The sequence below is a fragment of the Brevundimonas bullata genome (assembly GCF_014207965.1).
Lineage (GTDB): Bacteria > Pseudomonadota > Alphaproteobacteria > Caulobacterales > Caulobacteraceae > Brevundimonas > Brevundimonas bullata_A.
Map to the genome: position 1 here is coordinate 315,615 of NZ_JACHLM010000005.1, position 9,931 is coordinate 325,545.

General features: G+C 68.3%; 13 protein-coding genes and 1 pseudogene. 12 read left to right on the plus strand and 2 right to left on the minus strand.

Annotated elements, in window-relative coordinates; translation table 11 throughout:
- Window position 1 precedes the first annotated feature (1 nt).
- The 9 genes and pseudogenes from trbF (at window position 2) to HNP51_RS15035 (ending at window position 5,289) form a co-directional block, all read left to right on the plus strand.
- Entirely contained in the window at window positions 2-685 is a 684-nt protein-coding gene (trbF, locus tag HNP51_RS15000) for a conjugal transfer protein TrbF (RefSeq protein WP_184271624.1), read from the plus strand.
- Complete coding sequence (locus HNP51_RS15005) at window positions 664-1,536, plus strand: TrbG/VirB9 family P-type conjugative transfer protein (protein WP_260398511.1); 873 nt, start codon at window positions 664-666, stop codon at window positions 1,534-1,536. Before trbF ends, HNP51_RS15005 begins: the two co-directional genes overlap by 22 nt.
- The gene (locus HNP51_RS18900; RefSeq protein WP_184271622.1) at window positions 1,533-2,684 is read left to right on the plus strand and encodes a TrbI/VirB10 family protein; all 1,152 of its coding nucleotides are present in this window, start codon (window positions 1,533-1,535) and stop codon (window positions 2,682-2,684) included. The genes HNP51_RS15005 and HNP51_RS18900 overlap by 4 nt, the downstream gene beginning before the upstream one ends.
- Window positions 2,681-3,190, plus strand: a complete 510-nt coding sequence (locus HNP51_RS15015) for a S26 family signal peptidase (RefSeq protein ID WP_260398510.1) — start codon at window positions 2,681-2,683, stop codon at window positions 3,188-3,190. Before HNP51_RS18900 ends, HNP51_RS15015 begins: the two co-directional genes overlap by 4 nt.
- Entirely contained in the window at window positions 3,184-3,783 is a 600-nt protein-coding gene (locus HNP51_RS15020; RefSeq protein WP_184271619.1) for a lytic transglycosylase domain-containing protein, read from the plus strand. Before HNP51_RS15015 ends, HNP51_RS15020 begins: the two co-directional genes overlap by 7 nt.
- Window positions 3,780-4,061: a hypothetical protein gene (locus HNP51_RS15025; RefSeq protein WP_260398509.1), complete on the plus strand. Its 282-nt coding sequence runs from the start codon at window positions 3,780-3,782 to the stop codon at window positions 4,059-4,061. The genes HNP51_RS15020 and HNP51_RS15025 overlap by 4 nt, the downstream gene beginning before the upstream one ends.
- A 72-nt stretch (window positions 4,062-4,133) precedes the next feature.
- A pseudogene (locus HNP51_RS18675) lies at window positions 4,134-4,271 on the plus strand (AlpA family transcriptional regulator); the annotation flags it as partial.
- 32 nt (window positions 4,272-4,303) lie between these two features.
- A complete protein-coding gene (locus HNP51_RS18680; protein ID WP_260398544.1) occupies window positions 4,304-4,459 on the plus strand; it encodes a hypothetical protein in 156 nt (51 codons plus the stop codon).
- Window positions 4,460-5,007: 548 nt separating this feature from the next.
- Window positions 5,008-5,289, plus strand: coding sequence for a toxin-antitoxin system, antitoxin component (locus tag HNP51_RS15035; protein ID WP_184271613.1), 282 nt, complete (start codon window positions 5,008-5,010; stop codon window positions 5,287-5,289).
- Window positions 5,290-5,446: 157 nt separating this feature from the next.
- Here HNP51_RS15035 and HNP51_RS15040 read toward each other — a convergent pair whose 3' ends face one another.
- On the minus strand, window positions 5,447-5,797 hold the full coding sequence (locus tag HNP51_RS15040; RefSeq protein ID WP_184271610.1) for a DUF2200 domain-containing protein: 351 nt from the start codon (window positions 5,795-5,797) through the stop codon (window positions 5,447-5,449).
- Between the two features lie 344 nt (window positions 5,798-6,141).
- On the opposite strand from HNP51_RS15040, the gene HNP51_RS15045 reads away from it, so the two are divergent.
- The 3 genes from HNP51_RS15045 (at window position 6,142) to HNP51_RS15055 (ending at window position 9,229) form a co-directional block, all read left to right on the plus strand.
- Window positions 6,142-7,350 carry an NAD(P)/FAD-dependent oxidoreductase gene (locus HNP51_RS15045; protein ID WP_184271607.1) on the plus strand — a complete coding sequence of 403 codons (1,209 nt, stop codon included), beginning with the start codon at window positions 6,142-6,144 and terminating at the stop codon, window positions 7,348-7,350.
- Between the two features lie 44 nt (window positions 7,351-7,394).
- Window positions 7,395-8,255 (plus strand): NAD(P)H-binding protein, encoded by an 861-nt coding sequence (locus HNP51_RS15050; protein WP_184271604.1) that lies wholly within the window; start codon window positions 7,395-7,397, stop codon window positions 8,253-8,255.
- Between the two features lie 140 nt (window positions 8,256-8,395).
- Entirely contained in the window at window positions 8,396-9,229 is an 834-nt protein-coding gene (locus tag HNP51_RS15055) for an IclR family transcriptional regulator (protein ID WP_184271601.1), read from the plus strand.
- 12 nt (window positions 9,230-9,241) lie between these two features.
- Here HNP51_RS15055 and HNP51_RS15060 read toward each other — a convergent pair whose 3' ends face one another.
- Window positions 9,242-9,655 (minus strand): VOC family protein, encoded by a 414-nt coding sequence (locus HNP51_RS15060; protein ID WP_184271598.1) that lies wholly within the window; start codon window positions 9,653-9,655, stop codon window positions 9,242-9,244.
- Between the last annotated feature and the right edge of the window lie 276 nt (window positions 9,656-9,931).

Below are 9,931 nucleotides of genomic sequence, written 5' to 3' on the forward strand. Positions count from 1 at the left end.
CATGCATCCCTTCTTCCGCCCGCGCAGGGCCTTGACCTCGGCCCCCGAGGCCACGCCCTACCAGAGGGCCGGCCAGGTCTGGGACGATCGCATGGGGCTGTCCCTGGCCCACGCCCGTAACTGGCGCCGGATCGCTGTCGCCAACCTCGTCCTGGCCGTCTTCCTCGGCGCCGGCTGGTGGGTCCAGGCCGAGCGGGCCGTGGTCAAACCCTTCGTGGTGGAGGTGTCCGACTGGGGCGAGACCCAGAAGATCACGGCCATCGGCGGTCGCTATGAGCCGAACGACGCCCAGGTCGGCCACGCCTTGGCCGGATGGATCCGCGACGTCCGCTCCAAGAGCATCGATCCCATCGTCCTGCGCCAGAACTGGCTGCGGGCCTACGACCTGCTGACGCCGAAGGCGGCGTCCTTCCTCAACGCCTGGGCCCAGACCCGCGATCCTTTTGCCGAGGTCGGGCGCGAGGCCGTCAACGTCGAGGTCCTCAACGTCGTGCGGCGATCGGGGCGGACCTTTGATCTGCAATGGCGCGAGACCCGGTTCGTCAACGGCCAGTCGGCCGGTAGCGAGCGTTGGAGGGCGCTGATCACCACCGGCGTCCAGGCCCCGCGCAATGAGGCGGAGCTGATGAAAAACCCTCTCGGACTGAAAATTGAGGACGTGTCATGGACCCCCGACGCTTCATGATCCCCCTGGGCGCGGTGCTGCTCGTCGCCTGGTCTCCCTTACCCGACCCCGGCGATCCGGCGGCGGAGACAGCCCGTCCCTATGTTGAGGCGGCGGCCGCGCCGCCGGTGCGAACAGGGCGACGCGCCATAGCCGACGCCAATGTCGAGGCGCGCGCGGCCTCGCGCTCCGACCGGTTCGAGGGCGGGGTCCAGGTCTTCGCCTGGTCGCCGGGGCGGGTCTATGAGGTCTGGACCTCGCCCCTGCGGGTCACGACCCTGATGCTGGGCGAGGGTGAGGCCCTGACCGCAAAGGCGGCTGGAGACACCGTTCGCTGGCAGGTGGCCGAGGCCCGTTCCGGCGATGGAACGGCAGGCCGAACCCACGTCCTGCTCAAACCTTTGCAGCGCGGGCTGGAGACCAACCTCGTGCTGACGACCGACCGGCGCGTCTATCTGATCGCCTTGAAGAGCGGGGCGCCCGAGGCCTTTAATCCGGCGATCGCCTGGGATACGCCGCCGGCCTTGGCCTCGCCTGTCTCGATCGAGCCGATGCCGGAGGCGGGGCCGGTAAGCCCGCAAGGGCCGCTGAACGCCCGCTACGCGATCGAGGGGCGGAGAACCGCCTGGACCCCGACGGCCGTCTTCGACGACGGGAGGCGCACCTTCATCGCCTTCGGGCCGGGACTGGAGGCCGTCGAGGCGCCGGCCCTGTTCGTGATCGGGCCGGACGGACAGGCCCAGTATGTGAACTACAGGCAGTCCCGCGGCCTGTTCATCGCGGACAGGGTGTTTGATCGGGCTGAGCTGAGGATCGGGGAACGTCGTCCTCAGGTCGTGCGCATCCGCCGGCTCGAAGGAGAGAGGCCGTGACTGGCGTCCCGCCGCGCGGCGAGCCGCAGGGCGCCCCGAAAGCGTCGGCGCCGGATCTGGACGGTCGCGCGCAGCGTCCGCCCGTGGTCCGCCTGCGCGGGGCGATGGTCAAGCTGGTCGCCGGGAGCGCCGGCCTGGTGCTCGCCGGGGCGCTGACCTGGGCCTTCGTGGTGCAGCCCGAGTTGCGTGAGGCGTCGCGCGCCCGTGCTGCGGAAGGCCGCGATGAGGATGTGCGGCGTGCCGTGCGGCCGGCCGAGCAGGTGACGGACCAGCCGGCCACCTATGACCGCCTGCCGCCGCCGAGGGGCGAAGCGGCAGCCGCGCCGGCGCCGACCGATGCTCATGGGCGTGAAGGGCGGGAGCCCGCAACGCGCGGCTATCGCGCATCGACGCTGAAACGGGCCGCGGGCCCCGATGCGCGGGATCTGGCCGTCCGGAGCGGCCTGATGTTCGAAACGGGCGGCGCGGATCGTCCTGCGCCCGCAGCCGTGCCTTTGCAGACGGTATCGACGGGCAGCGGTGATGTAGGGGCGCCCGGAAGCGAGGTCTACAACCGGCACGGCCTGACGGCCCCGGTCTCACCCTTCGAATTGAAGGCCGGGACCCTCATGCCGGCGGTCTTGCTGACGGGGGTGGATACCTCGCGGCCGGGGCCGGTGATCGCCGCCCTGACCCAGAATCTCTACGACACGGTGGCCGGCCGGCACCTGCTGGCGCCCCAGGGCTCCCGGCTCATCGGGCGTCATGAGGGCGATAGCGCCTATGGCGAGAGGCGCGCCTTTATCGTGTGGGAACGGCTGATCCTGCCCAATGGCAAGAGCCTGGTGTTGGAGGCCGAGCCGGGCGTGGACGCGCGCGGCGCCGTCGGGGTGCAGGGACGGGTCGACCGGCGGCTCGGCGCCCTGGTGATCGGGACCCTGTTCGCGGGGGCTGTCACCACCCTGGGCCAGATGGCGCGCGACGAGGGCGGTCGCGGCGGAGGCTCCTTCCTCGGAGACGCAGGCGACGCTGCGGCGATCGAAGGGGCCCGGGTCGGCGGACGTCTGATCGACCGGGAACTGGAGGTACGGCCCGTGGTGCGCGTGCAGGCGGGCGAGCGCGTCCAGGTGATGATCACCCGCGACTTGATCCTGGAGCCCTACAGATGATCCGGACCTTCACGCTCCGCGGCTGGGCGGCGCTTGTTTTGGCGGCGTTCGCGCCGCCCCTGACGCCGGTCCTCGCCGGAGCCATGCCGACCCTGGCCCTCGTCAACGAGACAAGCAGCCTGCCTCGCGGGCTCTATCTGCGGCGCTTTGGTGCAGACATCCGCCGGGACGCGACGGCGGCGGCGGCCCAGCCGAAAGCCGCCCGCGCCTATCTCGAGAGCCTTGGCGCGTCTGCAGACCTGCTCCTGCTGAAGCGCGTGGCGGCGGTCGGCGGCGACCAGGTCTGTGCGAAGGCGGGCAGGGTGGTCACGCCTGCGGGCGAAGCGGTCGTTCTGGCGCAGGACCGGCGCGGCGCCGTTTTGAAGGCCTGGACGGACTGTCGCCGTCTGGAGGCAGGCGAGGTCTTCCTGCTGGGGGATTCGGCCGAGAGCTTCGACAGCCGCTATTTCGGTCCGGTGGACCGAAGCGAGATCAGAGGCGTCTTCACGGCGGTGGGGACATGGTGAGGCGCGACGCACTGATCCTTTCGGCCCTTCTCGCAGGGGCGCCCGGCGTCGTGCAGGCGCAGGGCGTGGACTGGCGTGCGGCGGGCGGCGACATGTTCGGGGCGGCGTCCACGCCGGGGATGTCACCGGCGACCGAGGAAGTCGTTCGTCTGCCTGATCTCGATCCGCCGTTCCGCGAAGCCGTTGCGGCGGCGGCCGAGCGGCACGGACTGGACCCCAAGCTTCTTCACGCCCTGGTTTTAATCGAGAGCGCCTACAGGCCTGACGCCGTTTCCCCGGCAGGCGCGGCGGGCCTGACGCAGCTGATGCCGGCGACAGCCCGGGAGCTCGGCGTCGAGAACCGGTTTGATCCGGTCGAGAACCTGCGCGGCGGGGCGGATTACCTGGCGCGCCAGCTCAGGCGTTTTCAGGACGTCAGACTGGCCCTGGCCGCTTACAATTCCGGACCGGCGAGAGTGGCTTCCCTGGGCCGTATTCCTCGCATCAGGGAAACGGAGCAATATGTTGAATCTGTTGTAGAATGCTTCCTTGCCCTGAGCGCCGGGCGGGTGGTTTCAAGCGCCCGGCAGTGCCGGCGGGAGGGGCCGCCATGATCTCGGATGCTTCGGACCAGGCGACCATGGCGGCGCCGGGCGATGATGATCTGCTGACCCGTGCGGAAGCCTCGGCCTTCCTGGCGCTTCTGGGCGTCCGACTCAAGCCCGCCACCCTCGCGCGTCTCTGGTCGACGGGGTCCAACGGCCCCCCCTGCCGCCACGTGCGCGCGAGGCCCTACTATCCGCGCGGCCTGCTCCGGGAATGGGCGAAGGCCCAGATCACCGAGGTGAGGACCGGCGCGCCTGCGGCGGCGAGGAGACGCGGCCGTGCGTGAAGCCGCCGCCATCGATCCCACGGCGCTGAACCCGGAGACATGGGCCGAACGGGACGGTCAGGACGCGGCGCCATGAGTTTTCAGGTGGATGGAGAAGCCATTGAGTCAGGCGGACCGGAAGACCGGCTGCTGCCTTGGCGGCGCGTCCGGGACATCGCGGGCATCAGCCGGTCCACAGCCTGGCGCATGCAGCGGGTTGGAGATTTTCCAACGCCGGTGACCCTTTCGCCAGGACGGGTGGGATGGTGGGAGAGCGAACTGACGGCCTGGAAGGGGGCGAGGAGGAAGACAGGGGCGCTGAGACCGCCTTCGACGCCACGGCTGCCTGGCATGCCTCGCCGGGGGTCTGGCCGCTCGGTGACGGCGACGGCGACGGCGACGTCGACTGGTGCCTGTGACCGACAGGAGGAGTCGGAGATTTTGAAGAAGGCGCTTGCGAGCCAGCCTGCACGAAAGCGGCGTGCGCGCCCTGTCCATGTCGATCAGATCGACTTCGGCTTCTAGGCGATAAAGCTTTGCCGTAAGATGTGGAAGTGGAGGCGACCGACCTCGCCTTCACAGACAGTTCGGACCGTCTCTCGCCGAGCGGGCCGAACTGTCATCTCATGCCGCCGACGGCAGGGGCGCATCTGCATCGCAAGCCTGATTGCGGGGGCGTCACCAGCGATGCCGCTCCTCGTGAAGGGCGCAGCAGGACGAGCATGGCCAGTAGGGGAACCTTGGCGGCATTGCAGAGTTGAGGGGCTTCCTCTGCTTCGGCGAGGAGCGACCCGGCCGTTCCCGCCCACTGCCCCCCTTTGCGGCGGAGGTCGGGTCGCTATCCTGTCGAGCAAAGGCGGGGAGGCGCCGCGCCGTCTTCTCGCCAGGGGCGGCGTCCGGTATGGACCGCCGCTTGTTTTCGGCAGGCCGATCGTAGCGACGCCGGGAGAAATGGGAACGGGCCGACATGGCGAAGTATGAGCCTCTTGCTCGCTACCTGCGGCGTCAGAAGGCGGCGGAAGTCGAGCTGAGCTTTCGCGATATCGAACGTATCGTGGGCGGGCTTCTGCCGAAGGCGTCAAGCGACCCGAAATGGTGGCGCGCCGAGGATGCGCCTTCGGCCCTGCCGCAGCAGCGGGCGTTCGCCCAGGCGGGATACGTCCCCGAGTCTCAGTTGAAGGCCGAACGCGTTCGTTTCGTGCGCGCTTCTACACGGAACCCGACGGCGCCGGACGCGCGGGCTGACTGAGATCGCCGACGGAAACCTGGTGAATGGCGGTCGCAGTCAAGCTTTCTGTGCGCCATCTCCGCCATGAAGCCCATCGTCGCTGTTCTTGGCGTCGTCGCTCAAGGTCGCGAACTGGATCCTGAATATCAGGGACGCGATGGGCTCGCGTCCAGCGACCCTAGTGTCGAAGGATCTTCTCCATGGGTCGGCCCTTGGCGAGTTCGTCGATCAGCTTGTCGAGATAGCGGATCTCTCGCATCAGGGGATCGTCCAGGTCTTCGATGCGGACGCCGCAGACCTTGCCCGTGATCGTCGCGCGCGCCGGGTTCGGGCGGGGCGCCTGGGCGAAGAAACGCTGAAAATCCGCCTGGCTTGCGACCTGGGCCGCAAGCTCGGCCTGGCTATATCCGGTCAGCCAGCCAATGATCTGATCGACCTCGGCACTGGTGCGTCCCTTCTTTTCCGCCTTGGCGATATAGAGCGGGTAGACGCTGGCGAAGCGGGTCGTGAAAATCCGGTGGCTGGTCATGATGTCGGTGTCCGCGCGACGGGTCGTAACCCTAGCATTGTTCTCGACGGGCATGAATCCGGCCGTGTCGGCTCGGGAGCGCCGGCGTGGCGGTCGCTCAAGCCCGCTTTCCCGGCGGAGATCGGCGTCGCTGCCGTACGCGAACGCCTTGGGCTTCGAGCCGGGGAGGCGGGTTCCGACGGCGACGCCGGCCTGGAAGCCGAGGCGACGTGAAAACCATCCTGGCGCACGCCCAGCACTTCTGGGCTAGACGATTTGAAATTCTCAAATCACAATAAAATTCTTCATGTAGATAGCCTTCGGCGTTCGGGGTTCTGGAGGTCGGCTAGAGGGACGGGATCAAAGTGAGCGCAATCATCATCGGGGCAGGGCACGCCGGGGGAAGCGTCGCGGCCATGCTGCGCCAGAACGGCTATGCCGATCCCATCACCCTGATCGGCGAAGAGCCGCATCCGCCCTACCAGCGTCCGCCCCTGTCCAAGGGGTGGTTGAAGGGCGAGCTTGCCGAGGACGGGCTGCTGTTGCGGCCTCGCGACTGGTATGCGGAGGCCGGTATTGATCTGCGAACCTCTACGCGTGTGGTCGAGATCGACCGCGCCGCCAAAACCCTGACCCTCTCTTCGGACGAAACCCTCGCCTATGACACCCTGGTGCTCGCCACGGGCGCACGGGCGCGTCGTCTGGTCCTTCCGGGGAGCGATTTGAACGGCTTTCTTGAGCTCAGAACGATCGACGACGCCGAGAGGATCAAGGCCTATTTCAAGCCCGGTTTCCGTCTGGCCGTCATCGGCGGCGGCTATGTCGGTCTTGAGGTTGCAGCGTCGGCGCGCAAACTCGGCGCCGACGTCGATGTCCTGGAGCGCGAGGACCGCCTTCTGGCCCGCGTCGCCGGTCCGGTCCTGTCCGACTTCTTTCGTGCGGAACACGAGGCGCAGGGCGTGCGGTTCCACTTCGGGGTCGAGATCGAGGGCTTCGAGGGGCTGGACGGCCATGTCTCGGGCGTCCGGCTGGCGAACGGCGGGATGCTGCATTGCGACGCGGTCCTGGTGGGGATCGGGGCGATTCCCAATGACGATCTGGCGCGGGAGGCCGGGCTGATCTGCGACAACGGCGTCGTCGTCGATGCTCAGGCGCGCACCTCGGATCGGGACATCTTCGCCGTCGGCGATCTCACGCACAGGCCGATGCCGCTCTATGGACGGAGCCTTCGTCTCGAAAGCGTGCCCAATGCGCTCGAGCAGGCGCGCCAGGCTGCGGCGGCGATCAGCGGCCAGCCCGAACCCAAGCCGGACACCCCCTGGTTCTGGTCCGATCAGTACGACCTCAAGCTGCAGATCGCCGGCCTGCCGTTCGACGTGGATCAGGTCGTTACGCGCGGAGATCCGGCGGGTCGCAAGTTTGCGGTCTTCCACCTCTGCGGAGGGCGGGTCCAGGCGGTCGAGGCGGTCAACGCCCCGCCGGAATTCATGGCCGGGCGACAATGGCTGGCGTCGCGGCGCGAGGTCGATCCGGTGCGCCTCGCGGACGTGACCATTCCCATGAAGGAGGTCTGACGCCGCAGGCGGTCGGACAGGATCGGAACCGGGGAGAACGAGCGATGAAGATCGGCGTGAGCGGGGCGAGCGGAAAGCTTGGGGCCGGAGTGGTGGCGCATCTGGGCCTTCGCCCGGGCGTGGAAGTCGTGGGGATCACGCGCACGCCGAAGACGACGGCGGGCCATGAGGCCCGTTTCGGCGACTATGACCAGCCTGAAAGTCTGGACGCCGCCTACGCCGGCCTGGATCGCCTGTTGATCATCCCGACAGTCGCCTTGGCGCCGGGACAGCGCGCCCGGCAGAACCTGGCGGCCATTGATGCGGCCCGTCGGGCCGGCGTGCCCCATGTGGTCTTCATGTCGTCGGCCGGCGCGAGGGCGCGGCCGGAGCCCGACGTTTGGGCATCCTACTTCGCCGCGGAACAACATCTGATGCGCACGGCGCCGCGCTGGAGCATCCTGCGCATGAACTACTACGCCGAGTCCTTCGCGGACGAGGCGAAGGCCGCCCTGGCCCAGGGCGCGCTGGTCGGACTGGGCGAGAACCGGGTCGCCTTCGTCTCCCGCGCAGACCTCGCCGCCGCGGCCGCCGGGCTCCTGGCCGGGGAGGGACATGAGGGGGCGGTCTATACCGGAACAGGACCGCGGACCTGGACGGGCGCAGAGCGCATCGATCTGGTCGCGCGGCTGACCGGAAAGGCGCTGAACCATGTGATCATGCCCGTCGAGGACCTGCGGGCGCGATTTCTGGCTGCGGGGCTGCCGCCCCATGTCGTCGAGGTGGTCCTTTCCATCCGTCAGGGGTTCGTCGCCGGGGGATTCGACATCGTCACGGGCGATATCGAAAACCTGTCGGGGCGGGCGCCGCAATCGCTCGAAGCGATCCTGACGACGGCCTTTGCGGACCAGGGGGCGTCCGCCTGAGCCGAAGGGCCTGGCGGCGACTGATCCGGTCAGCGGGGCGCGGGGCGGACGGGGCGGTTTCCCCGTTTCGCTTCAAGCTCAATGCCTGCTAATCAGAGGCCGTGATCGCGGCCGGGGCCGCAAGATTCAACGGGGTGCGCATGGCGCGATCAGCCGCAGGAAAAAGCAAGCACGACGACGTCGAGGGACAGGCCGACGCCGCAGCCGCGACCAACGACGTCTCCGAGAAGATGGTCTTCGTCAAACCGGCGGCCAATGCGATCCGGATCCTGAAATTCCTGGTCGAGGCGGGCGGCCCCACCCGGTCGGTGACCATTTCGCGCAGCCTGGGGCTGAACGCCAGCACCTGCTTCAACATCCTGCGCACCCTGGTGATGGAAGAGGTCGTGGAGTTCGATCCCGTCGCCAAGACCTATTCGGTCGGCGTGGGCCTCACCACCCTGGTCGGGAGCCTGTTGACCGAGGGGCAGCGCATCGCGGCGGCGACGCCCCAGATGCGGGACCTGGCGGACCGGTACAATATCACCGTGACGCTGTGGAAGCGGCTGGGCGTCGACAAGATCGTCCTGATCAAGGGCGTGCCCAGTCCCGCCAATGTGCGTATTGAAATGGCCGAGGGCCAGCGTCTGCCGGTCCTGATGGCCGCGACCGGCCGCGTCATGGCCCCCTATCTCGGCTGGAGCCGGAAAGAGCTGAAGTCGGCCTTCAACGCCCTGCGCTGGCAGACGCCGCTGACGTTCGAAGCCTACTGGGACGAAGTCGAAGCCGCCAAGGCGAGGGGATGGGCCGTCGACCGGGGCTATTTCACGCGCGGCGTCCAGACCCTGGCCGCGCCGGTCTTCGATCGGGCCGGCGAGGTCGCCTTCACCATCGTCGGCGTCATGCTGCAGGGGCAGTATGAGGGCGAGGCGCTCGAGGAGATCGGCGTCGCCCTTCGTGACGCCGGCCACAGGCTGACGTCAGCCCTGACCTGAGCCGTCCCGGCGTCACCGCGGGCCGAGACCGGCGTGGTCCTTCCAGTCGGCCGGCGGAAGCTCGTCGGCGGCGAAGTCCAGTTCCACCTCGACGCCGTTGGGATCGAACAGGAACATCTGCCACAGGCTGAAGGGCCGCGGCGTGCGGATCACGCGATAGGGCAGGGCGGCGGCCGTCGCCCGCTCGGCCGCCGCGATGAAGTTCTCGGCGAAGAAGGCCATGTGATCGAGCGCGCCGCGCCGCGTGTCCGGCATGCGTTCGGTCTCGACCAGGTGGAGCACGGGGCGGTCGTCGGCGTAGAGCCAGGCTCCCCCCACGCCGAAGTCCGGCCGCGGGCCGGGGACCAGTCCCAGCATCCCGTAGAAGTCCACGCTCTCGTTCAGGCGATCGGTGACGATGGTGTAATGGTCCATGCGGCGGATCATGGCGTCTCCTTGAGCGATATCCGATGGGCGCGGGCGCCGGCGCGTCCGGCGGCGTACGTCATATTTTCTAGACACTTTTGCGATTTTTGTTCTAGAAAAGAATTCTGAATGGCGCGAGTCCATGTGACGGCGTCCGAATTCGAGGCGGCGCCAAGCCGTCCGTGGAAACGAGGAAGAGCCCCATGACTGTCGATGACCTGATCCTTGTGAGCGTGGACGATCACGTGATTGAGCCTCCGGGGGCGTTCACGCCGCACTGGCCGGCGCACCTGAAGG

Coding starts and splice junctions, on each gene's coding strand:
- trbF (WP_184271624.1), top strand. CDS start 2: ATGCATCCCTTCTTCCGCCCGCGCAGGGCCTTGACCTCGGCCCCCGAG.
- HNP51_RS15005 (WP_260398511.1), top strand. CDS start 664: ATGGACCCCCGACGCTTCATGATCCCCCTGGGCGCGGTGCTGCTCGTC.
- HNP51_RS15015 (WP_260398510.1), top strand. CDS start 2,681: ATGATCCGGACCTTCACGCTCCGCGGCTGGGCGGCGCTTGTTTTGGCG.
- HNP51_RS15020 (WP_184271619.1), top strand. CDS start 3,184: ATGGTGAGGCGCGACGCACTGATCCTTTCGGCCCTTCTCGCAGGGGCG.
- HNP51_RS15025 (WP_260398509.1), top strand. CDS start 3,780: ATGATCTCGGATGCTTCGGACCAGGCGACCATGGCGGCGCCGGGCGAT.
- HNP51_RS18680 (WP_260398544.1), top strand. CDS start 4,304: ATGGTGGGAGAGCGAACTGACGGCCTGGAAGGGGGCGAGGAGGAAGAC.
- HNP51_RS15035 (WP_184271613.1), top strand. CDS start 5,008: ATGGCGAAGTATGAGCCTCTTGCTCGCTACCTGCGGCGTCAGAAGGCG.
- HNP51_RS15040 (WP_184271610.1), bottom strand. CDS start 5,797: ATGACCAGCCACCGGATTTTCACGACCCGCTTCGCCAGCGTCTACCCG.
- HNP51_RS15050 (WP_184271604.1), top strand. CDS start 7,395: ATGAAGATCGGCGTGAGCGGGGCGAGCGGAAAGCTTGGGGCCGGAGTG.
- HNP51_RS15055 (WP_184271601.1), top strand. CDS start 8,396: ATGGCGCGATCAGCCGCAGGAAAAAGCAAGCACGACGACGTCGAGGGA.
- HNP51_RS15060 (WP_184271598.1), bottom strand. CDS start 9,655: ATGATCCGCCGCATGGACCATTACACCATCGTCACCGATCGCCTGAAC.